Source organism: Escherichia coli, assembly GCF_036503815.1.
GTDB lineage: Bacteria > Pseudomonadota > Gammaproteobacteria > Enterobacterales > Enterobacteriaceae > Escherichia > Escherichia coli_F.
Genome location: NZ_AP027764.1, coordinates 2,308,062 through 2,332,882, shown reverse-complemented (window position 1 = coordinate 2,332,882; position 24,821 = coordinate 2,308,062). Strand labels below are relative to the sequence as shown.

Below are 24,821 nucleotides of genomic sequence, written 5' to 3'. Positions count from 1 at the left end.
AGGCTCCACAGACAGTGCTACTTGAAGGCCTTACTGTTTCTTCTTAGGAGCGAGCACCATGATCATCTGGCGGCCTTCGATCTTCGTTGGGAAGGATTCGACCACTGCCAGTTCTTGCAAATCGTCTTTCACGCGATTAAGCACTTCCATACCGATTTGCTGGTGCGCCATCTCACGACCGCGGAAACGCAGCGTGATTTTGGCTTTATCACCCTCTTCGAGAAAGCGAATCAGGCTGCGGAGTTTTACCTGATAGTCGCCTTCATCTGTACCAGGACGGAATTTAATTTCCTTAACCTGGATAACTTTTTGCTTTTTCTTCTGTTCCTTAGAAGACTTGCTCTTTTCATAGAGGAATTTGCCGTAATCCATTATACGACAAACCGGCGGCTCGGCGTTAGGGCTGATCTCGACTAAGTCTACTCCGGCTTCTTCTGCTTTCTCCAGAGCTTCTCTCAGACTCACAATACCAAGCTGCTCGCCTTCCAGACCTGTTAAGCGAACTTCCTGGGCGCGAATTTCGCCATTGATACGGTTAGGGCGCGCCGTTTGAACTCGTTTTCCGCCTTTAATACCTTATTCCTCCAATTGTTTAAGACTGCGGCTGCGAATCTCTTGTTGCAGCTTCTCGATCACTTCATTTACGTCCATGCTACCCAGGTCTTTACCACGGCGGGTGCGAACGGCAACTTTGCCTGATTCCACCTCTTTATCACCACAGACCAGCATATATGGGACGCGACGCAAAGTGTGCTCGCGGATTTTAAAGCCAATCTTCTCATTTCTCAAGTCTGCTTTAACACGAATGCCCGCATTTGATAGTTTTTGCGTCAATTCGTTAACGTATTCAGACTGTGAATCGGTAATATTCATGATAACAACCTGAACCGGCGCAAGCCAGGTCGGGAAGAAACCAGCGAATTCTTCGGTCAGGATACCGATGAAACGTTCCATCGACCCCAGAATTGCGCGGTGAATCATTACCGGTACCTTACGCTCGTTGTCTTCACCCACATAGGAGGCGCTCAGACGAGACGGCAAGGAGAAGTCCAGCTGTACTGTACCGCACTGCCATGCACGATCGAGGCAGTCATACAGGGTAAATTCAATTTTCGGACCGTAGAAAGCGCCTTCACCCAGTTGATATTCAAACGGGATGTTGTTTTCTTCCAGCGCAACTGCCAGGTCCGCCTCAGCACGATCCCACATTTCGTCGCTGCCAATACGTTTTTCAGGACGAGTGGAGAGTTTGACGACGATCTTCTCGAAGCCAAAAGTGCTGTACATATCATAGACTAAACGGATACATCCGTTAACTTCATCGCGAATTTGTTCTTCAGTACAGAAGATATGCGCGTCATCCTGGGTAAAACCACGTACACGCATCAGGCCATGCAGCGAACCTGACGGCTCGTTACGGTGGCAGCTACCAAACTCGGCCATACGCAGCGGCAGATCGCGATAAGACTTCAGCCCCTGGTTGAAAATTTGTACGTGACCCGGGCAGTTCATCGGCTTAATGCAGTATTCACGGTTCTCAGAAGACGTGGTGAACATTGCATCTTTGTAGTTGTCCCAGTGACCGGTTTTTTCCCACAGAACACGGTCCATCATGAACGGACCTTTAACTTCCTGATACTGGTACTCTTTCAGTTTAGAACGAACAAACACTTCCAGTTCACGGAAGATGGTCCAACCGTCGTTGTGCCAGAAGACCATACCCGGCGCTTCTTCCTGCATATGGTACAGGTCGAGCTGTTTACCAATTTTACGGTGGTCGCGTTTCGCGGCTTCTTCCAGGCGCTGCAGGTAAGCGTTTAGCGCTTTTTTGTCTGCCCACGCCGTACCGTAAATACGTTGCAACATTTTGTTGTTGCTGTCGCCACGCCAGTAAGCCCCTGCCGTTTTCATCAGTTTGAAATGATGGCAGAAACGCATGTTCGGTACGTGCGGACCGCGGCACATGTCGACATATTCTTCATGGAAGTACAGACCTGGCTTGTCATCATGGGCGATGTTTTCGTCAAGAATGGAGACTTTGTAGCTCTCCCCACGGTTGGCGAAAGTTTCACGCGCTTCGTGCCAGCTGACTTTCTTTTTAATGACGTCGTAGTTTTTCTCAGCAAGCTCATGCATCCGCTTCTCGAGTGCTTCGACATCTTCCTGGGTTAACGTGCGGTCAAGATCAACGTCGTAATAAAAACCGTTGTCAATAACCGGGCCGATTGCCATTTTGGTATGCGGCCAAAGTTGTTTAATCGCGTGCCCTAACAGGTGCGCACAGGAGTGACGAATGATCTCCAGACCTTCTTCGTCTTTGGCGGTAATGATCGACAGTTGTGCGTCGTTTTCAATCAGATCGCAAGCATCAACCAGTTCACCATTAACGCGCCCTGCGATACAGGCTTTCGCCAGACCTGGACCAATGTCCAGCGCAACATCCATGGGGCTTACAGCGTGGTCGTAATGGCGTTGGCTGCCATCAGGAAGAGTTATAACAGGCATTTTATATCCTTATTTGCAGTGGTGACCCACACGAAAGATCACATACAAAGAAAAATTTGTTTATTAACAGTTCATTGCGAAACCATCTAGCCAACAAATGCTAAATTGGTTCGCAATCAGGTACACAAATGAAAGACATTAACCTCTCACCTTCCACCCGGTTGAACGATGTTAACACTAAAAAAAGGGAGATTGTACCTTTCCGTTTCACATTGATTCGATTCGCAATTCGTTTGTAGTGAGTACACCAGCAAAACGCTTAAAGAACCACTCATAACATCACGCAGCGTCTGAAAGGTTTACTGCGAGCGGATTTACGCATATAAACTGAATCCAGCAAAGTTCGTTGCGCTATTTGGCGGTGGTATTTAAACGATCATGAGATTAATGACGAACTGGTCATATCGCAATGATAAAAGTGACACAATTCTTATAGCAATTTTTCGTGCACATTTCGTTCTGGCGATAATAATTAATCATCATACTCAAAACCTCCAGACATATATAAGGCGAATAGATTATGAGTGAAAACGATATCATTATCAGAACTCATTATAAGTCTCCTCATAGAGTGCACATCGATAGCGACATACCAACGCCTTCAGCAGAGCCTATTAATCAATTTGCGCGCCAGCTCATCACCCTACTTGATACCTCTGATTTAAGTTCGACGCTGTCATACTGTGTTACTCAGGAATTTACCGCAAGCTGTCGAAAAATATCACAAAATTGTTATTCCACTGCCCTTTTTATCATTAACTTTGCCACTTCCCCCATCCATGCAGAAAATATACTCATTACATTACACTATAAAAAAGAAATCATTTCCTTACTTCTGGAAACCACGCCCATTAAAGCTAACCATTTGCGAAGCATACTGGATTATATTGAACAGGAACAGTCAACTGCCGAAAAACGTAACCATTGCATGAAGCTCTCAAAAAAAATCCATAGAGAAAAAACTATACAACCAACAGTAAATCTCAATGGTAGTGCATTTTTTTTGCAATCTCCTTCTGACGCTATTTTTTGCCGCCATCTGTCATTACAATACGCCCTTGATTCATTGGGAAATGGAAAAGGCAAAGTCAATCTGATTAAACATTACTCCTCCGTTGAATCCATACAGCAGCATGTCCCTATTGTCCGGGACGCGGAGTTCAGAGCATTACTTCGCCATCCTCCTGCAGGGAGTCGCGTTATCGCGAGTAAGGATTTTGGCTTCGCTTTAGATATTTTCTTCTGTCGGATGATGGCAAACAATGTCAGTCATATGTCCGCGATTTTATATATAGACAATCATACTTTATCAGTAAGGCTACGAATAAAGCTGGCAGCGGATGGACAGTTAAATTATGTTGTGTCCGTTTACGATCCGAACGACACCAATGTTGCCGTCAGAGGCACCCACAGGACAGCACGGGGCTTTCTCTCGCTTGATAAGTTCATCAGTTCAGGTCCCGATGCTCAGACCTGGGCTGATATGTATGTTCGCAACTGTGCAATTGCAATTCTCCCTCTATTACCTGAGGGAGTTCCAGCGGCTATTTTCGCGGGTATTGCGACACGAATGCCATTTGCCCCTATACATCCATCGGCAATGTTGTTAATAATGGCCACAGGACAGACTCAACAGCTTATTACATTATTCAAACAGTTGCGCATACTCCCTGAAAAAGAAATCATTAAAATAATAACTGCGCAGAATAGCGTTGGTACTCCTGCTTTATTTCTGGCTATGATGAACGGACATACTGACAACGTAAAAATATTTATGCAAGAAATTCAGTCACTGGTAAATAGTCGCATCATTCATAAAAGTAATCTAGTTAAGTTACTGCAAACTAAAAGTGCCAATGACACACCTGGACTCTACATTACCATGTTGTATGGATTCGATGAAATAATCAATATCTTCCTTAATACATTAACCACTCCAATAGCACAAGAGCTTTTAAACAAAAAGCTGGTAATGGATATTTTAGCAATGAAAATACACGACGGTGAACCAGGATTATTCGCTGCAATGGAAAATAATCACCCTTTGTGTGTCACACGGTTCCTCTCAAAAATTTATGGAATCGCCTTTAAATATAACCTCAGTAAAATTAACATCATGGATTTATTAAAAGGCGCAACAGCACATGGAACCCCTGCTTTATACATCGCCATGAGCAAGGGTAATGAAGACGTCGTGCTATCTTATATATCGACGCTGTGTACTTTTGCAAAAAAATATTCTTTTAGTCAACATCAGTTATTCACACTGTTGGCCGCTAAAAATTATGACAACATATCAGCTGTTCATATAGCCATTCATCATAATCATTATAAAACGGTAGAAACATATTATGCAGCTATAAATGTAATCAGCCAAAGCCTGAGCTTTAGTCCAGATGAACTACAGGCGTATTTATAACTAAATATTTACGATGTATATGTTGATACATATACTTTAAACTCAATAACAGTGACCGGGTGCACAACGCCACCCGACGGCTGCAATTGCAAAAAATCCCTTGTTGCCTGTCCCTTTTGTTACACTCCGTTATCACGCACAAGAGATATGCAGGACACTGGTATGCCGACTAAACGCTTTGATAAAAAACACTGGAAGATGGTGGTGGTGCTACTGGCAATCTGTGGCGCTATGTTGTTGCTACGTTGGGCAGCAATGATTTGGGGCTGAGCAGTGACAAACGAAAACAGCCAGACCGCATACTACGGTCCGGCAGATAATGTTACATGCTGTAGCCCAGCGATAAGGTTGTCCGACGATCGGTATGTTCCGGTGCAGACTCTGGAGGTTCAGAGTTCCATGTGACGTTGTAAGCCACCTTCAGTCCAAAATGTTCATTAATAGCAACATTTAATGCGCTTTCAGAGTTCAGCGTTGTGTCTTCCGCGCCAAAGACTGAAACACCCTGCGTAAATTTAGCGTTGTCAGTCAACTGCCATGCATAAGCCCCGGAGGCATAACCCAGCGGCTGGGTTTCACTGGCATTGTCGGTATATTTGTCGTAACGCACACCTGGACCGAATTCAAAGCGGAAACTGTGTACCGGGCCATTCAAAAACTGGCGACCATAACCCGCGGTCAACACATCGCGCTCTCGATAGCCGTTATAACGGTCTGTCAGCCAGCTTGCCTGCCCAAATAAATAGTCATAATCAGTTAAATTAAAACGGCTACGCCCGCCCGCCGCATATTTTTCTGAAGAACGCTCATCATTAGAAGAGGTATTACTGGCGTTCCCCCACAGCGACCAGGCAGTGGTATGTCCATACCAGGTCATGGTAGTGTCAGCCGTAAGTGAGGAGCTTTTCGTATTGCCTGATTGTGCAAGATATCCTGCATTCAGATTACCTTCGAAAGGTTTTTTAGCGCTGGCAGGATCGTCCATGACAGTAAAAACGGAATCATCGGCAGCTGCATTCAGTGACGCAAACATGCCCCCCGCCAACATAACGATGGCAGGAACTGTCTTCAAAAGCTTCATTTATCAAGAGTCCGTACAACAAAAAAAGAGACCTTCGCGGTCCCGGAAACTTTCTTAAGGATCAAAGATTAGCGTCCCTGGAAAGGTAACGAATTATAAAAAGGCGCGAATAACTTAGCAATGTATTCTTATTTCATTTTTTGAATAAGCATGTGGCGAAAACAGATTTTTATTTATATATATTTATCTGCAAAATTTTAAATAAAGCTCTAATAAATCATATTGTTAATTTCTTCACTTTCCGCTGATTCGGTGCCAGACTGAAATCAGCCTATAGGAGGAAATGATGGTACGTATCTATACGTTGACACTTGCGCCCTCTCTCGATAGCGCAACAATTACCCCGCAAATTTATCCCGAAGGAAAGCTGCGCTGTACCGCACCGGTATTCGAACCCGGAGGCGGCGGCATCAACGTCGCCCGCGCCATTGCCCATCTTGGAGGCAGTGCCACAGCGATCTTCCCGGCGGGTGGTGCGACCGGCGAACATCTGGTTTCACTGTTGGCAGATGAAAATGTCCCCGTCGCTACTGTAGAAGCCAAAGACTGGACCCGGCAGAATTTACACGTACATGTGGAAGCAAGCGGTGAGCAGTATCGTTTTGTCATGCCAGGCGCGGCATTAAGTGAAGATGAGTTTCGCCAGCTTGAAGAGCAAGTTCTGGAAATTGAATCCGGTGCTATCCTGGTCATAAGCGGAAGCCTGCCGCCAGGTGTGAAGCTAGAAAAATTAACCCAACTGATTTCCGCTGCGCAAAACCAAGGGATCCGCTGTATCGTCGACAGTTCTGGCGAAGCGTTAAGTGCAGCACTGGCGATTGGTAACATCGAGTTGGTTAAGCCTAACCAAAAAGAACTCAGTGCGCTGGTGAATCGCGAACTCACCCAGCCAGACGATGTCCGCAAAGCCGCGCAGGAAATCGTTAATAGCGGCAAGGCCAAACGAGTTGTCGTTTCCCTGGGTCCACAAGGGGCGCTGGGCGTTGATAGTGAAAACTGCATTCAGGTTGTGCCACCACCGGTGAAAAGCCAGAGCACCGTTGGCGCTGGTGACAGCATGGTCGGCGCGATGACACTGAAACTGGCAGAAAATGCCTCTCTTGAAGAGATGGTCCGTTTTGGCGTAGCTGCGGGGAGTGCAGCCACACTCAATCAGGGAACACGCCTGTGCTCCCATGACGATACACAAAAAATTTACGCTTACCTTTCCCGCTAACTGAAACATTCCCCCTGCATTGGGGGAATCACCACCAACCTGTCGGCAACGCGTTTCTCCGACTATGCTCAAAAGTCATGTGATAACAAAGGGGTGAACTATGGCCAGTGGCGATCTTGTCCGTTATGTCATAACCGTCATGTTGCACGAGGATACATTGACTGAAATTAACGAGTTGAATAATTACCTGACTCGCGACGGTTTTTTGCTCACCATGACGGATGATGATGGAAATATCCATGAGCTGGGGACTAACACTTTTGGACTTATCAGTACCCAAAGTGAAGAAGAAATTAGAGAACTGGTTTCGGGGCTTACCCAAAGTGCAACCGGCAAAGATCCTGAAATCACCATCACGACCTGGGAGGAATGGAATAGCAACAAAAAATAAATGGTTTTTGGGCAATAATCAGTCTGTGGTGTGCGTTAGCTCGTGTTTTTACACCGCATTCTTGCGCTAACCTTATGATCTGGCAGACAACATGGGAGAGACATCATGTGGCAGGCAATCAGTCGTCTTTTGAGCGAGCAGTTAGGTGAAGGCGAAATCGAACTGCGTAATGAACTGCCTGGCGGAGAAGTCCATGCCGCATGGCATTTGCGCTATGCAGGACGTGACTTTTTCGTCAAATGTGATGAAAGGGAACTGCTTCCCGGTTTTACCGCCGAAGCCGACCAACTGGAGTTACTGTCGCGTAGTAAAACCGTCACCGTGCCTAAGGTTTGGGCAGTTGGCGCTGACCGTGACTACAGTTTTCTGGTGATGGATTATCTCCCACCTCGCCCGCTGGATGCGCATAGCGCATTTATTCTTGGTCAGCAAATTGCGCGTTTACATCAATGGAGCGACCAACCGCAATTTGGCCTCGATTTCGATAACGCGCTCTCCACAACTCCCCAGCCCAACACCTGGCAACGTCGCTGGTCAACTTTTTTTGCTGAACAACGGATTGGCTGGCAGCTGGAACTGGCGGCAGAAAAAGGGATCGCTTTCGGCAATATCGATGCCATCGTCGAGCATATTCAGCAGCGTCTGGCCTCGCATCAACCGCAGCCTTCTCTGTTGCACGGCGATTTATGGTCCGGCAACTGTGCGCTGGGTCCGGATGGCCCGTACATTTTCGACCCGGCCTGCTACTGGGGTGACCGAGAGTGCGACCTGGCGATGTTACCGCTGCATACTGAACAGCCGCCACAAATCTATGACGGCTATCAGTCAGTATCCCCGCTACCTGCCGATTTCCTTGAACGTCAACCGGTTTACCAACTCTACACGCTGTTAAATCGTGCAAGGTTATTTGGCGGTCAGCATTTGGTTATTGCTCAGCAGTCACTGGATAGATTATTAGCAGCATAATATGGGGTGAGGATAATGGCCGCTCCGTGCGGCCTTTTGATTAAATAAACCCCAGCAGAGAAAAGAACACATAACCTGCAGCAATACAAATAACCGGCAGGATATACAGCGAGAAAAACTGCAGGAAAATAGTATGGTGCGGGACAACAATACGTGACTCAATCTGTTCGCGTGTTAGCCCCTCTTCCCCTTTGGCTTTTTCCAGAATGAGTTGATCTTCAACACCTTCCCGCAAGAAGCGCGCCTGGCGACTCATCCGGGCACCGGAATCCTGCAACGCCAGTCCGACAAAAATCAGGATGAAAATCACCCAGAACATAACGTTCACGCCACCATTAAAATTGGGCGTCGGGGAGTTATACCAGAACAGATTCAAAAAAGGCGTATTCGCCTGCATCATATCGATCATGACATGAGTAAAGTCGAGCATGACCGCATTAATGCCTTCCTGGTTTTCCTGCCGGGTATTCATAAATTTCAGCAAAGAAATCAATGTAGAGATCAATGCAGGTATAAAAATCACCCAACCTAAAATCCTTTTCAAAACAGCAATGCGTCCAGCTTGTTGATACGTCATGAGTTCTCCTTGATTAAGACGCGTCGTTTCACTTAGTTTACCTGTAGATATCTGTTTTCGCCCATTCTTTAAAGGCGATATGATAGGCGCTTAATCATAAGCACGGCTTAATACCTTACACATAATGCTCTAAAGGAGAGGTTGTAATGTCAACCCCGCGTCAGATTCTTGCTGCAATTTTTGATATGGATGGATTACTTATCGACTCAGAACCTTTATGGGATCGGGCCGAACTGGATGTGATGGCAAGCCTGGGGGTGGATATCTCCCGTCGTAACGAGCTGCCGGACACCTTAGGTTTACGCATCGATATGGTGGTCGATCTTTGGTACGCCCGGCAACCCTGGAATGGTCCAAGCCGTCAGGAAGTAGTAGAACGGGTTATTGCTCGTGCCATTTCACTGGTTGAAGAGACACACCCATTATTGCCAGGCGTGCGTGAAGCCGTTGCGTTATGCAAAGAACAAGGTTTATTGGTGGGACTGGCCTCCGCGTCACCACTACATATGCTGGAAAAAGTGTTGACCATGTTTGACTTACGCGACAGTTTCGATGCCCTCGCCTCGGCTGAAAAATTGCCTTACAGCAAGCCGCATCCGCAAGTATATCTCGACTGCGCAGCAAAACTGGGCGTTGACCCACTGACCTGCGTGGCGCTGGAAGACTCGGTAAATGGCATGATCGCTTCTAAAGCAGCCCGCATGCGTTCCATCGTCGTTCCTGCGCCAGAAGCGCAAAATGATCCACGTTTTGTATTAGCAAACGTCAAACTCTCATCGCTGACAGAACTCACCGCAAAAGACCTTCTCGGTTAATGACCAGGGGCAGTGATCACGCTGCTCCTGGTTCTTTATCTGAATTTGCATTCAACTGACGGATTAATCGTCAATTTAAGAGAAAGAGTTACACCGTCACCACTTCCGCGCACTGTATAAAAATCCTATACTGTACGTATCGACAGTTTAGTGAGTTTTATCATGACGGCGGAAGGTCACCTTCTCTTTTCTATTGCTTGTGCGGTATTTGCCAAAAATGCCGAGCTGACGCCCGTGCTGGCACAGGGTGACTGGTGGCATATTGTCCCTTCCGCAATCCTGACGTGTTTGTTACCGGACATCGATCACCCAAAGTCGTTTCTTGGGCAGCGATTAAAGTGGATATCAAAACCGATCGCCCGCGCTTTTGGGCATCGTGGTTTTACCCACAGTCTGCTGGCGGTATTTGCGCTGCTGGCAACCTTTTACCTTAAGGTTCCTGAAAGCTGGTTCATTCCGGCTGATGCATTGCAGGGCATGGTGCTGGGTTATTTGAGCCACATACTTGCCGATATGCTGACACCCGCCGGTGTTCCCCTGCTCTGGCCATGCCGCTGGCGTTTCCGCTTGCCTATCCTGGTTCCCCAAAAGGGCAACCAACTGGAACGTTTTATCTGCATGGCATTATTTGTCTGGTCGGTATGGATGCCCCATTCATTACCCGAAAACAGCGCTGTTCGTTGGTCATCGCAAATGATCAATACCTTGCAGATCCAGTTTCATCGGCTTATTAAGCATCAGGTTGAATACTAAAAAGGCAAAAATCGCCTTTCTGGAATAAGCAATTCCATTTGAATATAAGAGCCAGCTCACAGTTCTGTTAATCTTGCGCCAACACTATGACTGCTACGCAGTGATAGAAATAATAAGATCAGGAGAACGGGGATGAACTTTCCATTAATTGCGAACATCGTGGTGTTCGTTGTACTGCTGTTTGCGCTGGCTCAGACCCGCCATAAACAGTGGAGTCTGGCGAAAAAAGTGCTGGTGGGTCTGGTGATGGGTGTGGTTTTTGGCCTCGCCCTGCATACCATTTATGGTTCTGACAGCCAGGTACTTAAAGATTCTGTACAGTGGTTTAACATCGTTGGTAATGGCTATGTTCAACTGCTGCAAATGATCGTTATGCCGTTAGTCTTCGCCTCTATTTTGAGCGCGGTTGCCCGTCTGCATAACGCATCACAGTTAGGCAAAATCAGTTTTCTGACCATCGGAACGCTTTTGTTTACCACGCTGATTGCGGCGCTGGTCGGTGTGCTGGTCACCAACCTGTTTGGTTTGACGGCTGAAGGTCTGGTTCAGGGTGGTGCAGAAACTGCACGTTTGAACGCCATCGAAAGTAACTATGTTGGTAAAGTCTCTGACCTGAGCGTTCCGCAGCTGGTCTTGTCCTTTATCCCGAAAAACCCGTTTGCCGATCTGACCGGAGCCAATCCGACGTCAATTATCAGCGTGGTAATTTTTGCCGCATTCCTCGGCGTAGCTGCGCTGAAGCTGCTGAAGGATGATGCGCCGAAAGGTGAACGCGTCTTAACCGCTATCGATACCCTGCAAAGCTGGGTGATGAAACTGGTTCGCCTGGTCATGCAGCTGACCCCTTACGGCGTTCTGGCGCTGATGACCAAAGTGGTTGCAGGTTCTAACCTGCAAGACATCATCAAACTGGGTAGTTTCGTTGTCGCGTCCTACCTCGGTCTTCTGATTATGTTTGCAGTGCATGGCCTTCTGCTGGGCATTAATGGCGTGAGCCCGCTGAAGTACTTCCGTAAGGTATGGCCAGTACTGACGTTTGCCTTTACCAGCCGTTCCAGTGCTGCGTCTATCCCGCTTAATGTGGAAGCACAAACGCGTCGACTCGGTGTTCCTGAATCCATCGCCAGTTTCGCCGCCTCTTTCGGTGCGACCATTGGTCAGAACGGCTGTGCCGGTTTGTATCCGGCAATGCTGGCGGTGATGGTTGCGCCTACGGTTGGCATTAACCCGCTGGACCCGATGTGGATTGCGACGCTGGTCGGTATTGTTACCGTTAGTTCCGCAGGCGTTGCCGGTGTCGGTGGTGGCGCAACTTTCGCCGCACTGATTGTGCTGCCTGCGATGGGCCTGCCTGTAACGCTGGTGGCATTGTTAATCTCCGTTGAACCGCTTATCGACATGGGCCGTACGGCGCTAAACGTTAGTGGCTCGATGACCGCTGGCACGCTGACCAGCCAGTGGCTGAAGCAAACCGATAAAGCCATTCTGGATAGCGAAGACGACGCCGAACTGGCACACCGTTAATTCTTATGCTGGCAACGGTCCGTTTTGTATAGGGGCCGTTGCCTTACTTTTTAAATGTTCCATCGCGGCGATGCATACTGACTCATATTTAAACAGATCGTCAGCGAAAAAAATGGCTAACTTATCAATACATTCCTGACTCAATGAATGTGCTTGTAGCGAGAAGCTTAAAACCTCATACCCAAGACGTTTTCTAAGTGAACTATCTGAAATACTCATAATCTCTTCAAGCACACCACTTCCCATTCCCGGAAGATTCAGTGGATTAAAAAGAAGATTGACATTAAGCATTGATATTACCGAAGGAAACTTTAGGAGACTCTCATTTTTTTGAATTGCAGAAAAAATACTCTCGGCAGGATGTATATAATTTTGTTCATAGTATATAGTCCTTAAATAGTGAATAACCAACCTGTTTTTTATATTGATCAAATTGGTCATCTTTTCTGGGCGAAATACAGAAGCGACATCCATTCCAATAAAATCTTTATTTATACCTCTTATCCGAATTTCACTACCATAAAGATTATTAATTATTACTCTATATTTAACATTGTCCTGCAGATATGTATCAAAACTAAGTGCTGGCGCTCCTGGCTTTGAGGCATCATAGTTAATGTTAGACATATAGGCAATCATATAATTAAAGTTTGATTCTGCTATTTCATCGCAGTCACATTGCCCCGTTGATATAAAGAAAGTGAGTGCTGTCATAGTAGACTGCAGCCTTTCTTTAAAAGAGTCGAAAGCCAGGCTTTTAATATTTAAATCACCATAATTACTCTGTATTAAGTTTGTAGAAAACATCTCCCGCCTCATATTGTTAACAAAATTATTATCTCATTTAAATCTAAGTCATTTACAATATAAGTTTAAGAGCGACGCCACAGGATGAACTATCAAAAATAGCTCATCATGATTAGCAAAACTTAACCATTTTAAAATAAATAAACAATTAAAGAAAAAAGATCACTTATTTATAGCAATAGATCGTCAAAGGCAGCTTTTTGTTACAGGTGGTTTGAATGAATGTAGCAATGAAATACAAAATTTCAGGCCATGTAACTCCCGGCAAAACCGGGAGGTACGTAATCCTTACTCAGTCACTTCCCCTTCCTGGCGGATCTGATTTGCCCAACGCTGGGCGGATTCAGGCACAGTAAACACCGGTGAGCGCAGAAATGACTCTCCCATCAGTACAAACGCAACATATTTGCCACGCAGCATCCAGACATCACGAAACGAATCCATCTTTATCGCATGTTCTGGCGGCGCGGGTTCCGTGCGTGGGACATAGCTAATAATCTGGCGGTTTTGCTGACGGAGCGGTTTCTTCATTACTGGCTTCACTAAACGCATATTAAAAATCAGAAAAACTGTAGTTTAGCCGATTTAGCCCCTGTACGTCCCGCTTTGCGTGTATTTCATAACACCGTTTCCAGAATAGTCTCCGAAGCGGGATCTGGCTGGTGGTCTATAGTTAGAGAGTTTTTTGACCAAAACAGCGGCCCTTTCAGTAATACATTAAGGAGACGAGTTCAATGTCGCAACATAACGAAAAGAACCCACATCAGCACCAGTCACCACTACACGATTCCAGCGAAGCGAAACCGGGGATGGACTCACTGGCACCTGAGGACGGTTCCCATCGTCCAGCGGCTGAACCGACGCCACCGGGAGCGCAGCCAACCGCGCCAGGGAGTCTGAAAGCCCCTGATACACGTAATGAAAAGCTGAACTCCCTGGAGGACGTGCGTAAAGGCAGTGAAAATTATGCACTTACCACCAACCAGGGTGTACGCATCGCCGATGATCAAAACTCCCTACGCGCCGGTAGCCGTGGCCCAACACTGCTGGAAGATTTTATTCTGCGCGAGAAAATCACTCACTTTGACCATGAGCGCATCCCGGAACGAATTGTTCATGCGCGCGGCTCAGCCGCTCACGGTTATTTCCAGCCATATAAAAGCTTAAGCGATATCACCAAAGCGGATTTTCTGTCAGACCCCAACAAAATCACCCCAGTATTTGTACGTTTCTCTACCGTTCAGGGTGGTGCTGGCTCGGCGGATACGGTGCGTGATATCCGTGGCTTTGCCACCAAATTCTATACCGAAGAGGGTATTTTTGACCTTGTTGGCAATAACACGCCAATCTTCTTTATCCAGGATGCGCATAAATTCCCCGATTTTGTTCATGCGGTAAAACCAGAACCGCACTGGGCAATCCCACAAGGGCAAAGCGCCCACGATACTTTCTGGGATTATGTTTCTCTGCAACCTGAAACTCTGCACAACGTGATGTGGGCGATGTCGGATCGCGGGATCCCGCGCAGTTACCGCACCATGGAAGGCTTCGGTATTCACACCTTCCGCCTGATTAATGCTGAAGGGAAGGCAACGTTCGTACGTTTCCACTGGAAACCACTGGCAGGTAAAGCCTCACTCGTTTGGGATGAAGCACAAAAACTAACCGGACGTGACCCGGACTTCCACCGCCGCGAGTTGTGGGAAGCCATCGAAGCAGGCGATTTTCCGGAATACGAACTGGGCTTCCAGTTGATTCCTGAAGAAGATGAATTCAAGTTTGACTTCGATCTTCTCGATCCAACCAAACTCATCCCGGAAGAACTGGTACCCGTTCAGCGGGTTGGCAAAATGGTGCTCAATCGCAACCCGGATAACTTCTTTGCCGAAAACGAACAGGCGGCTTTCCATCCTGGGCATATTGTCCCCGGTCTGGATTTCACCAACGATCCGCTGTTGCAGGGGCGTTTGTTCTCTTATACCGATACACAAATCAGTCGTCTTGGCGGACCCAATTTCCATGAGATTCCGATTAACCGCCCGACCTGCCCTTACCATAATTTCCAGCGTGACGGCATGCATCGTATGGGGATCGACACTAACCCGGCGAATTACGAACCGAACTCGATCAACGATAACTGGCCGCGCGAAACACCGCCGGGGCCGAAACGCGGCGGTTTTGAATCATACCAGGAGCGCGTGGAAGGCAATAAAGTTCGCGAGCGCAGCCCATCGTTTGGCGAATATTATTCCCATCCGCGTCTGTTCTGGCTAAGTCAGACGCCATTCGAGCAGCGCCATATTGTCGATGGTTTCAGTTTTGAGTTAAGCAAAGTAGTTCGTCCGTATATTCGTGAGCGCGTTGTTGACCAGCTGGCGCATATTGATCTCACTCTGGCCCAGGCGGTGGCGAAAAATCTCGGTATCGAACTGACTGACGACCAGCTGAATATCACCCCGCCTCCGGACGTCAACGGTCTGAAAAAGGATCCATCCTTAAGTCTGTACGCCATTCCTGACGGTGATGTAAAAGGTCGCGTGGTAGCGATTTTGCTTAATGATGAAGTGAGATCGGCAGACCTTCTGGCCATTCTCAAGGCGCTGAAGGCCAAAGGCGTTCATGCCAAACTGCTCTACTCCCGAATGGGTGAAGTGACTGCGGATGACGGTACGGTGCTGCCTATAGCCGCTACATTTGCCGGAGCGCCTTCGCTGACGGTCGATGCGGTTATTGTCCCTTGCGGCAATATCGCGGATATCGCTGACAACGGCGATGCCAACTACTACCTGATGGAAGCCTACAAACACCTTAAACCGATTGCGCTGGCGGGAGACGCGCGCAAGTTTAAAGCAACAATCAAGGTCGCTGACCAGGGTGAAGAAGGGATTGTGGAAGCTGACAGCGCCGATGGTAGTTTTATGGATGAACTGTTAACGCTGATGGCAGCACACCGCGTGTGGTCACGCATTCCTAAGATTGACAAAATCCCGGCGTAAATATGGATAAGGTCACGCCCCCTGGGGAGTGACCTTACCACCTTACTTACACATCAAGATAACTCCCCAACCGATAACCACGCTCAGCAATCGCATATTTCAACGACGCTGAAGTCAGCACATCCAGTTCCGTTAACCGAGGGAAGCAATAAGCACTCTGGCGAATCGTATTATCGATAAACGCCGGGTGGCACATCACTTCCAGAGAGCGCTCGCCGCGATGACTGGAGTCATCAAGCACTTGCAGGAACAGTGTCTCGCTAATCTCTTCACCATAAAACGCGCTACTGAATCCCTGCGAACTGCGCAGATTAGCCGGTAAATCACCAACGTTAGATAGCGGCTGACGGTCGATGCGCAACGCTATCCCCTCTTCAGCCGCAAACCTGGCAACAATCGGGAAAATCTGCGGGAACATATGCACATGATGATGGCTATCAAGATGCGTAGGTTTGTGTCCAAATAGCTCAATGAAACGCAAATACTGACTGGCGAGCTCCTGAGTAATTTCTTCCAGCGGTAAAGCATCTTCTTCTGCCAACTGCCAGATCCATTTTCCCAGCACACCATCGCGGGTTAACCCCGGCATAGCTGTCAGTGCCTTGCCCATAGTAAGGACAAAGTGCATCCCTATGGCCAGACTCGGTTCATCACGACTCAACTGCACTGCATGGTCAATAGCCTGCCCATTCACCAGCACCGTCGTCGACGTGACAATCCCATTGCGACAGGCCTCGATAATGCCGTAGTTCTGACCTTTGCTTAAGCCAAAATCATCGGCATTAACAATCAGTAAGCGTTCCATAATCAGCCTCGGTTAATGTGCTTTTTTAAGCTCTGCGATGCAGTCGGCAAAATTTGGCAGCCATTTCTCGTGCGCCAGAATCATCTCGCGTGCCAGCAGCTCAGCATCGCGATCGGAATGCACCAACGGACTAAGGTTTAGCGCCAGTAACACATCGTTAAATTCCCCGCTAAGTGCGGCGTTGCTGGCAGCAATCTCGAAGCCTTTGATGGTGTGAATCAGCCCCATCACTTTATCATCGAAATGCGTAATGCGCGGATGTGGCGTCGCGCCATCGCGCCCCAGCGTACAGGTCATTTCTACCGCCCAGTCTGCCGGAATATTATCAATATGCCCATGATGCGGGATATTAACGTAATGTTCTGCTTGCTTATCGTTGTAGATAGCGTTGATCACTTCGCACGCTGCATCAGAGTAATAAGCCCCACCGCGCTGTTCCAGTTCTTTCGGCTTAACTTTCAACTCCGGGTTTTTATATAGCTCAAAAAGTTGTTTCTCGACTTTCTGTACTACCTGCGCACGTGCGCCGCCTTTGTAGTATTCGCCCATTTCAATAGCCAGCATCTCTTTTTGCTTGAAGTAATAAAGCAAATAAGAACACGGCAACAGATTCAGAGAACGAATTAAGCCTTCGCTAAATGGCAGATCGAAAATATTTTTAACGCCAGATGCTTTTAACTGCCCGGATGCCACACCATCAAGCAATTCGGCAAAGCGTGATTTGCCATTTACCAGCACATCCTTAATGAACACCATATGGTTGAGGCCGAACAAATCGATAGATAAATCATCGCTGTCTTTCAGCATCAGAACATCGCGAATAAACATCTTCATGCCGATCGGAATATTACACACGCCGATAAAGCGTTTAAATCCGGTATGACGATAAACGGCTTCAGTGACCATTCCCGCCGGGTTAGTGAAGTTAATCACCCATGCATTCGGACAAAGTTCTTCGACATCTTTTACGATGTCAAAAATCACCGGAATGGTACGCAGACCTTTAAACAAACCGCCCGCGCCGTTAGTTTCCTGACCAAGATAACCATGACTTAATGGAATACGTTCATCCAGTTCGCGCGCCGGTAATTGGCCTACGCGCAGTTGGGTAGTAACGAAATCAGCATCTTTCAATGCTTCGCGGCGATCCAGCGTTTTATAAAGCTTCATCGGGACGCCAGCGTTATCAATCATCCGTTGGCAGAGATCAAAAATAATATCCAGTTTCTCTTTACCATCTTCGACATCCACCAGCCATAATTCGCTGACCGGCAATTCGTGATAACGCTTAATAAATCCTTCCAGTAATTCCGGGGTATAGCTGCTCCCGCCACCAATAGTGACGACTTTTAATTTCTGGCTCATAATTTCTCCCTTCAGTACAGAATACTGATATCTGGCATATCTGCCCCCGGACATAAATAATCCAGCAACAGGACAGATATGTTAATTGTCAGGTATAACGACTTACTGATTAAATTCAGTCAATTTCTTACGATAGCTCTTAGGCGTAAAGGACGTTAATTTCTTAAACGTTTTAATAAACAAGCTCGGGCTACTATAACCGGCCTCAAACGCAATATCCGTCACGGAATAGTTGGTCATTTCCAGTTGTTTTTTGGCAAAATTAATACGGATCTCATTAATAATCTGCATTGGTGTTTTGCCATAATATCGTTGAGTCGCTCGCGTCAAATATTCCTGTGATTTGGCTGACAACGTCACCATATTCTCCAGCGCCGATTCACTAAACTGCTCTTTATCATGCATCTTTTCTACCGTACTTTTCAGCCACTGCGGTACATCATCAATCACCTGTTCTTCGCGGTAATGACGCAAACGGTTAATGACATAAAAAGTCACCATCTCAACAAACTCTTCCAGCCCTGTTTCGCGGAAATTCAATGAAGAAATCACTGTTTCCACATAGGTGAGAAAAGCGTTATTGGTCCGGTATACCTGCGAAGCGACAAAGCAATAAGGCAACAACGGCAGGTAATGCTGCTCAAAAAAGCGTTTACTGATCCCAACGTTCAATATGCGCGTGGCACCAAACTCATAAAAACTTTGATGGTGCGAACCTAACGGAATAAAAACAAAATCGCCCCGTTCCAGTAACACGCGCTTACCATTAATCTCCTGGAAGTAACGCCCGGTTAATACCAGAGTAAATTCATAATAGTCGTGCTGATGCAGTCCGCTGATACTCTCAGTTTTGTTGTAGATAAACACATGGAAGTTTTTGCCATTAAACAACTGCTGTTCTCGGGCAGTGGCAATTTCCGGCGCGTTAATCACTGGCTGCATCATCAACTCCTTATGCCTTCAGTTTTTCATGAAGCTCAATTAATTCAGTAATCAGTTCACGCGCAAGCATGGACGTCATTAAATGATCCTGAGCGTGGACCAGCACCAGACTCACTTTCATCTTACCTTCGCCCGCATCGCCTTCAATCAGTTTCGTCTGTACCAGATGCGCTTCATTCAATGCCATCCGTGACTGATCCATCATGGCTTTTGCTGCGGCAAAATCGCCCTGCTTCGCCTGTTTCAGTGCGGCATACGCCAGGCTGCGCGCTTGTCCGGAGTTGATGATAAGTCCCATCACCACTTCTTCCAGCTCTTCAGCTTCTGTTTGCGTATCGGGAATGTTATCGAGATCCATCATACATCGTTCCTCTCTTTTCTTGCCGGCACGATTACTCCTACCGGCATCGATTAAAATTTCAGGGCATTAGCGATATCTTCTTCGCTCTCTTCTTTATCAATCGTGTTTTGTGCTTTGTTAGCGACCACAACAAAGGGCAGATAAATTAACGTTGCGATACCAAGGTTGAAGAGTGCGACCAGCAATGCGGCGACGCTACCGTTGGTGTTAAAGAAGGCCCCCAGACCGGTTGGCATGGTCCACGGTGCAATATTGGTCACCGGAGGAATAATGCCCATGTAGTACGCTGCCAGAGTGATTGCCGCCAGAATCGGTTGCACCAGTACAAACGGGATAAACATCACCGGGTTCATGATAATTGGCAAACCAAACAGAATCGGTTCGTTAATCTGGAAGATGCCGGACGGCAGCGCCAGTTTTGCCACCTGACGATAATCAGCACGGCGAGAGGCGATAAAGATAGCCAGGATCAGGCCTAAAGTCGCACCACTGCCCCCAAGGAAAATAAAGGAGTCCAGCATCGGCTTGGCCCAGATATGGAAGGTCTTACCGGCTGCCAGCGCCGCTTCGACGGAACCATATTGCTGATAGGTCGCGATATTTTCCAGCGCCCACGGCGTCATAATGCCGTTGTCCAGTGCGGTCAGCGCCAGCGCACCATGAATACCGAAGAACCAGAGCAGTGGAACAAAGATCACATAGGCCCAGCCCACCACGCTACCCAACGATGCCAGTGGGGTTGAGATGGTATCCATAATGATCTGATGGAAGTTGGTGCCCCAGGTATTCAACGCCCAGGCAATAATCCCCATCACGGAAAGAATAATAAAGCCGGGAATTAATGCCGAGAAGGAACGCGATACTGAAGCAGGTACGCTGTCGGGCAATTTAATGACCCAATTGCGGCGGACAATAAAGGTAAACATTTCTGCCACCACCAGGCCAATAATAATCCCGGAGATGATATTCGCCCCACCTAACCAGTTTGCGCCAACCGCATAGGCCTCACCGACACTATATGGGGTGACGGTCATAAATGCTGCAACGGATAACAACCCAGCCGCCAGCGCATCGACTTTACGCTCTTCTGCCAGCGCCATGCCAATAAAGAACGGTGCCATTAAAGACATTATCCCTAATGTTCCGTTATATACGTTGCCGCCAATACCTTTCAGACCATTAAGTGTTTCAATGGTTGAGGCATCCAGGCGAATACCTAAGGAATAAAAAAACGACCCCTCCCCAAAGCTTAGAAAAACGTTGTTAATTAATACAAACATGGCCCCCGCAAGGGTTAACGGCATTAAGCGAATAAAGCCATTTTTGATTGCATTAACGTGTGGCTGCTTTCCTATTTTAACTGCAAAAGGGAGGAGTACCTTTTCAAGCGATGCAATAACATTACTCATAGAAAAATACCCTTAAAAACCGCAATTTAAATATTGCGGTATTGATTTATGAAATAACTCTTTGACGGGAAAATTTAAAATAAATTAATTTGCTGCGGCTTTTTTAATCGCTGCAACCGCAGCCTTAAGCACGCCTAAACCATCGACTTTGCCATAAAGCAGCGAGTCAATTACTTCAACCGGTTTGTTGGGTAACAAACGCTGGATTTCGGGCAACATATAAGCAATCTGCGGCCCTAATAACACGACATCGGCATTCTGACCTTTTTCACCAGCCAGTGTTTCCGGAAATGCTTCAATAATGACCGGAACTTCATATTTTTCTGCCTGTGCGCGCATTTTTGATACCAGTAAAGAGGTAGACATGCCCGCAGAACAAAACAGATAAATGTGTTTCTTTTCCATAAAACTGCCCTCATCGACGATTATCTGTCAGCCAGACACTCCGCAAGCCTTAACCTGCTTCCATGCTCTGGGTAACTTGCGAAACCAACATGACTTTTTTTGTGGCTGAAAGGAGTATACGGTATAGACCTGAGCAATAGTATTTCTTTGACCTTATAAATTGTCTCTCCTTGACCTGTGGTTATGACCCTCTTCACATTTCGGGCAAATAATTCGCGAAGATAATTAAGAACACAGGCCAAAAAAAACCGGCGCAATGGCCGGTTTCCGTTGTTACTCAAGCTTTCAGACGAAGTGATTACTTCGCAGCCTGTGGATCAGTGTCGTATTCAGCACAGGTCTGATAACCGGAGTTGATGACATGTCCGGTATCATCTAACGCGACAAAGTAGGTTTCTGCTTTACCATCACGTTGACCCAGGATGTAGGTCTGGCAAGTACCACGAGCATGAATCATGCTCACTTCAGACGAAGGTTTACCCGCAATTTGTGCAACCTGCGCCCGGCTCATGCCTTTTTTGACGTCTTTCACCACAGGCTGTACAAACTGGTCTTTGGTACGATCATAAGCCGTACAACCCGCCAGCATGGTTAATACCGCCGCTGCACTCAGAATTCCTGCCATATTCTTGTTCATATTCCGTCCTCTTGTTTATCAGCGTGTTAGATAAGCCTGGAATACATTGGGCGCTTTTTCAAGCCCGTGAACGAAACGGCTCCGCTTTCAGAGGATTCCTGTATGACGTTTTAACCACCATTCAGCCCGCTGTCGCTTGTCGTTTCAGTAGCAACGGGTTAGCTTTAAGGAAGTTTTGTCTTTTCTGTCTGGAGGGGTTCAATGACATTGCAACAACAAATAATAAAGGCGCTGGGCGCAAAACCGCAGATTAATGCTGAAGAGGAAATTCGTCGTAGTGTCGATTTTCTGAAAAGCTACCTGCAAACTTATCCGTTCATTAAATCACTGGTGCTCGGGATCAGCGGCGGTCAGGACTCCACGCTTGCCGGTAAGCTGTGCCAGATGGCGATTAATGAGCTGCGCCAGGAAACCGGCAACGAATCGCTGCAATTTATTGCCGTACGCCTGCCCTATGGTGTTCAGGCCGACGAACAAGATTGTCAGGATGCCATTGCCTTTATTCAACCGGATCGTGTATTAACCGTTAATATCAAGGGCGCGGTATTGGCCAGCGAACAGGCGCTGCGCGAAGCGGGTATTGAATTAAGTGATTTTGTCCGTGGCAATGAAAAAGCGCGTGAGCGGATGAAAGCACAATATAGCATTGCGGGTATGACCAGCGGTGTCGTGGTGGGCACCGATCATGCAGCAGAAGCCATTACCGGATTCTTCACTAAATATGGTGACGGCGGTACGGACATTAATCCGCTGTATCGCCTCAACAAACGTCAGGGTAAACAGTTACTGGCGGCATTAGGTTGTCCGGAACATCTTTATAAGAAAGCCCCAACGGCCGATCTGGAAGATGATCGCCCTTCTCTGCCAGATGAAGTGGCACTCGGCGTGACCTATGACAATATCGACGACTATCTGGAAGGGAAAAACGTACCTGAACAGGTCGCCAGAACAATAGAGAACTGGTATCTGAAAACTGAACATAAACGCCGTCCGCCAATTACCGTTTTCGATGATTTCTGGAAAAAGTAATAATTTGCACATATTGGCTTGTGCGAAAAAGAGCCCTTTGTTCACGCCGGATGCGGCGTGAACGCCTTATTCGACCTACAAAACTATGCAAATTCAATACATTGCAGGAGTCGAATAGGCCTGACAGGCGTAGCACGTCTCATGGTGTAACCTTTGTCATCGACCCGCCTCTTTTTTAATCGCTCCCCACCTGTTACACTGGATAGATAACCAGCACTCGGAGTCAACAGTGGTACGGCGTTTAACTTCTCCGCGGCTCGAATTTGAAGCTGCGGCAATTTATGAATATCCCGAACATTTACGATCATTCCTTAATGACTTACCCACCCGACCAGGGGTGTATCTGTTTCATGGCGAAAGTGACACCATGCCGCTCTATATCGGCAAAAGCGTTAATATCCGCAGTCGGGTGCTTTCTCATTTACGCACCCCGGATGAAGCCGCCATGCTACGGCAATCCCGGCGAATTTGCTGGATCTGCACCGCAGGCGAAATCGGCGCTCTACTCCTTGAAGCGCGATTAATCAAAGAGCAGCAGCCGCTATTTAATAAACGGTTGCGCCGCAATCGCCAGCTCTGCGCCCTGCAGCTGAATGAAAAGCGTGTTGATGTGGTGTATGCCAAAGAGGTGGATTTTTCACGAGCCCCCAACCTGTTTGGCCTGTTTGCCAATCGCCGTGCGGCTTTACAAGCATTGCAGACCATCGCTGATGAACAAAAACTTTGTTATGGCCTGTTGGGACTGGAACCGTTAAGCCGCGGGCGTGCATGTTTTCGTTCTGCATTAAAACGTTGCGCCGGGGCGTGTTGCGGTAAAGAGAGCCCTGAGGAACATGCGCTACGCTTGCGCCAGGCTCTGGCGCGTTTGCGGGTGGTGTGTTGGCCTTGGCAAGGTGCGGTGGCACTGAAAGAACAGCACCCGGAAATGACTCAATATCATATTGTTCAAAACTGGCTGTGGCTGGGGGCGGTTAATTCGCTGGAAGAAGCGACAACGTTAATTCGGACACCCGCCGGGTTTGATCACGACGGTTATAAAATTCTCTGTAAACCTTTGCTTTCTGGTAACTATGAAATTACCGAACTTGATCCGGTGAATGACCCGAAAGCCAGTTTATTTCACTGAATAACAGTTTACCTTGCGGTTGTAAAAGCCGCAGGGTGTGTTTGCCATCATACCAGCACGCTCCCTGGTCAGTAGTGAGCAGTTTGTCACCCAGTTGCCACGCCCCGTTAATGACAAACACTACCCCGCCGCGTGAGCCAAAGGTAGTAAACGTACGTTCGGCAATTCTGACTTTCGCCTTACAGATATCCAGACGTGTCATGATGTTGAAATCCAGCGACATCTGCCCTGCCGTCAGTTTCGCTTTAACCACCTGGTCCGCCGCAAAGGCAAAAGGCTGTAACGGTTTTAAGGTATGTTTAAAGCGGTCTGCACTTTCAAGGAACATCTCGCCGCCTTCCAGCAACGTCACTATCCTTTCCATACCTGGAAACAAAGAAAACTCCCCATTCGCCGCGATGGATGCAATGCTGGCTCGCCAGTAAAAATCACGTTTTGCCGGTGGAAAAGTACAGATTTCGCGGGTTTCACCGGCAGCGTTTCGCCACAAATTCACCGACATTTTACGCATATCAAAGTATTCCATACTCGCTCCCGGCCCGTTCTTTTCATTGTTATCGTTCAGGTAACCGTGGATGGTTATCGGCAACTCGGGTGATTTACGTTAGTGGCGATCAGGCTTTTTTTGCATCTGTTTGAGAAGAGAAAAGAAAACCGCCGATCCTGTCCACCGCATTACTGCAAGGTAGTGG

At 47.4% G+C, this 24,821-nt stretch carries 25 protein-coding genes; 11 read left to right on the top strand and 14 right to left on the bottom strand.

The window, feature by feature from the left end; genetic code table 11:
• Positions 1 to 30 precede the first annotated feature (30 nt).
• Together infC and thrS are read right to left on the bottom strand one after the other, a co-directional pair.
• Positions 31 to 573: a translation initiation factor IF-3 gene (infC, locus tag AABJ99_RS11185; protein WP_001700733.1), complete on the bottom strand. Its 543-nt coding sequence runs from the start codon at positions 571 to 573 to the stop codon at positions 31 to 33.
• 3 nt (positions 574 to 576) lie between these two features.
• Positions 577 to 2,505 carry a threonine--tRNA ligase gene (gene thrS, locus AABJ99_RS11180; protein ID WP_001144202.1) on the bottom strand — a complete coding sequence of 643 codons (1,929 nt, stop codon included), beginning with the start codon at positions 2,503 to 2,505 and terminating at the stop codon, positions 577 to 579.
• Between the two features lie 520 nt (positions 2,506 to 3,025).
• Between thrS and espL1 the strand changes: the two genes are divergently transcribed.
• Together espL1 and yniD are read left to right on the top strand one after the other, a co-directional pair.
• Complete coding sequence (espL1, locus tag AABJ99_RS11175; RefSeq protein WP_001293430.1) at positions 3,026 to 4,924, top strand: type III secretion system effector EspL1; 1,899 nt, start codon at positions 3,026 to 3,028, stop codon at positions 4,922 to 4,924.
• Positions 4,925 to 5,086: 162 nt separating this feature from the next.
• Entirely contained in the window at positions 5,087 to 5,194 is a 108-nt protein-coding gene (yniD, locus tag AABJ99_RS11170; RefSeq protein ID WP_001142445.1) for a small membrane protein YniD, read from the top strand.
• A gap of 52 nt (positions 5,195 to 5,246) precedes the next feature.
• Here yniD and ydiY read toward each other — a convergent pair whose 3' ends face one another.
• On the bottom strand, positions 5,247 to 6,005 hold the full coding sequence (gene ydiY / locus AABJ99_RS11165; RefSeq protein ID WP_000771391.1) for a DUF481 domain-containing protein: 759 nt from the start codon (positions 6,003 to 6,005) through the stop codon (positions 5,247 to 5,249).
• 286 nt (positions 6,006 to 6,291) lie between these two features.
• On the opposite strand from ydiY, the gene pfkB reads away from it, so the two are divergent.
• The 3 genes from pfkB to yniA all read left to right on the top strand — a co-directional run bounded on the left by pfkB (position 6,292) and on the right by yniA (position 8,578).
• Positions 6,292 to 7,221: a 6-phosphofructokinase II gene (gene pfkB, locus AABJ99_RS11160; RefSeq protein WP_000251742.1), complete on the top strand. Its 930-nt coding sequence runs from the start codon at positions 6,292 to 6,294 to the stop codon at positions 7,219 to 7,221.
• Between the two features lie 100 nt (positions 7,222 to 7,321).
• Positions 7,322 to 7,612, top strand: coding sequence for a type V toxin-antitoxin system endoribonuclease antitoxin GhoS (ghoS, locus tag AABJ99_RS11155; RefSeq protein WP_000146148.1), 291 nt, complete (start codon positions 7,322 to 7,324; stop codon positions 7,610 to 7,612).
• Between the two features lie 105 nt (positions 7,613 to 7,717).
• A complete protein-coding gene (gene yniA, locus AABJ99_RS11150) occupies positions 7,718 to 8,578 on the top strand; it encodes a fructosamine kinase family protein (protein WP_000267670.1) in 861 nt (286 codons plus the stop codon).
• A gap of 40 nt (positions 8,579 to 8,618) precedes the next feature.
• On the opposite strand, the gene yniB is transcribed toward yniA, so the two are convergent.
• Complete coding sequence (yniB, locus tag AABJ99_RS11145; protein ID WP_000222172.1) at positions 8,619 to 9,155, bottom strand: YniB family protein; 537 nt, start codon at positions 9,153 to 9,155, stop codon at positions 8,619 to 8,621.
• A 146-nt stretch (positions 9,156 to 9,301) separates the two neighbouring features.
• On the opposite strand from yniB, the gene hxpB reads away from it, so the two are divergent.
• The 3 genes from hxpB to tcyP all read left to right on the top strand — a co-directional run bounded on the left by hxpB (position 9,302) and on the right by tcyP (position 12,247).
• Positions 9,302 to 9,970, top strand: a complete 669-nt coding sequence (hxpB, locus tag AABJ99_RS11140) for a hexitol phosphatase HxpB (protein ID WP_000106826.1) — start codon at positions 9,302 to 9,304, stop codon at positions 9,968 to 9,970.
• Positions 9,971 to 10,132: 162 nt separating this feature from the next.
• The gene (gene ydjM, locus AABJ99_RS11135; RefSeq protein ID WP_001295408.1) at positions 10,133 to 10,723 is read left to right on the top strand and encodes a metal-dependent hydrolase; all 591 of its coding nucleotides are present in this window, start codon (positions 10,133 to 10,135) and stop codon (positions 10,721 to 10,723) included.
• A gap of 132 nt (positions 10,724 to 10,855) precedes the next feature.
• Complete coding sequence (gene tcyP / locus AABJ99_RS11130) at positions 10,856 to 12,247, top strand: cystine/sulfocysteine:cation symporter (protein WP_001010714.1); 1,392 nt, start codon at positions 10,856 to 10,858, stop codon at positions 12,245 to 12,247.
• A 3-nt stretch (positions 12,248 to 12,250) separates the two neighbouring features.
• On the opposite strand, the gene ydjO is transcribed toward tcyP, so the two are convergent.
• Positions 12,251 to 13,054 (bottom strand): protein YdjO, encoded by an 804-nt coding sequence (ydjO, locus tag AABJ99_RS11125; protein ID WP_039020759.1) that lies wholly within the window; start codon positions 13,052 to 13,054, stop codon positions 12,251 to 12,253.
• A 288-nt stretch (positions 13,055 to 13,342) separates the two neighbouring features.
• Entirely contained in the window at positions 13,343 to 13,606 is a 264-nt protein-coding gene (gene cedA, locus AABJ99_RS11120; protein ID WP_072039598.1) for a cell division activator CedA, read from the bottom strand.
• Between the two features lie 182 nt (positions 13,607 to 13,788).
• On the opposite strand from cedA, the gene katE reads away from it, so the two are divergent.
• Entirely contained in the window at positions 13,789 to 16,050 is a 2,262-nt protein-coding gene (gene katE, locus AABJ99_RS11115; RefSeq protein WP_000077873.1) for a catalase HPII, read from the top strand.
• Positions 16,051 to 16,096: 46 nt separating this feature from the next.
• On the opposite strand, the gene chbG is transcribed toward katE, so the two are convergent.
• The 7 genes from chbG to osmE form a co-directional block, all read right to left on the bottom strand.
• On the bottom strand, positions 16,097 to 16,855 hold the full coding sequence (gene chbG, locus AABJ99_RS11110; protein WP_039020757.1) for a chitin disaccharide deacetylase: 759 nt from the start codon (positions 16,853 to 16,855) through the stop codon (positions 16,097 to 16,099).
• 12 nt (positions 16,856 to 16,867) lie between these two features.
• Positions 16,868 to 18,220 (bottom strand): 6-phospho-beta-glucosidase, encoded by a 1,353-nt coding sequence (gene celF / locus AABJ99_RS11105; protein WP_001571521.1) that lies wholly within the window; start codon positions 18,218 to 18,220, stop codon positions 16,868 to 16,870.
• Between the two features lie 102 nt (positions 18,221 to 18,322).
• Positions 18,323 to 19,165, bottom strand: coding sequence for a transcriptional regulator ChbR (gene chbR, locus AABJ99_RS11100; RefSeq protein ID WP_000983653.1), 843 nt, complete (start codon positions 19,163 to 19,165; stop codon positions 18,323 to 18,325).
• Between the two features lie 7 nt (positions 19,166 to 19,172).
• Positions 19,173 to 19,523, bottom strand: coding sequence for a PTS N,N'-diacetylchitobiose transporter subunit IIA (gene chbA, locus AABJ99_RS11095; protein ID WP_000968919.1), 351 nt, complete (start codon positions 19,521 to 19,523; stop codon positions 19,173 to 19,175).
• 50 nt (positions 19,524 to 19,573) lie between these two features.
• Positions 19,574 to 20,932: a PTS N,N'-diacetylchitobiose transporter subunit IIC gene (gene chbC / locus AABJ99_RS11090; RefSeq protein ID WP_039020756.1), complete on the bottom strand. Its 1,359-nt coding sequence runs from the start codon at positions 20,930 to 20,932 to the stop codon at positions 19,574 to 19,576.
• An 84-nt stretch (positions 20,933 to 21,016) separates the two neighbouring features.
• Positions 21,017 to 21,337 (bottom strand): PTS N,N'-diacetylchitobiose transporter subunit IIB, encoded by a 321-nt coding sequence (gene chbB, locus AABJ99_RS11085; protein ID WP_000412169.1) that lies wholly within the window; start codon positions 21,335 to 21,337, stop codon positions 21,017 to 21,019.
• Positions 21,338 to 21,635: 298 nt separating this feature from the next.
• Positions 21,636 to 21,974 (bottom strand): osmotically-inducible lipoprotein OsmE, encoded by a 339-nt coding sequence (gene osmE / locus AABJ99_RS11080; protein WP_001039044.1) that lies wholly within the window; start codon positions 21,972 to 21,974, stop codon positions 21,636 to 21,638.
• A 201-nt stretch (positions 21,975 to 22,175) separates the two neighbouring features.
• On the opposite strand from osmE, the gene nadE reads away from it, so the two are divergent.
• Together nadE and cho are read left to right on the top strand one after the other, a co-directional pair.
• Entirely contained in the window at positions 22,176 to 23,003 is an 828-nt protein-coding gene (gene nadE / locus AABJ99_RS11075; RefSeq protein ID WP_000175037.1) for an ammonia-dependent NAD(+) synthetase, read from the top strand.
• 229 nt (positions 23,004 to 23,232) lie between these two features.
• Entirely contained in the window at positions 23,233 to 24,129 is an 897-nt protein-coding gene (cho, locus tag AABJ99_RS11070) for an excinuclease Cho (protein ID WP_039020755.1), read from the top strand.
• On the opposite strand, the gene ves is transcribed toward cho, so the two are convergent.
• Positions 24,080 to 24,655 carry an environmental stress-induced protein Ves gene (ves, locus tag AABJ99_RS11065; protein ID WP_039020754.1) on the bottom strand — a complete coding sequence of 192 codons (576 nt, stop codon included), beginning with the start codon at positions 24,653 to 24,655 and terminating at the stop codon, positions 24,080 to 24,082. The genes cho and ves overlap by 50 nt on opposite strands.
• Positions 24,656 to 24,821 lie beyond the last annotated feature (166 nt).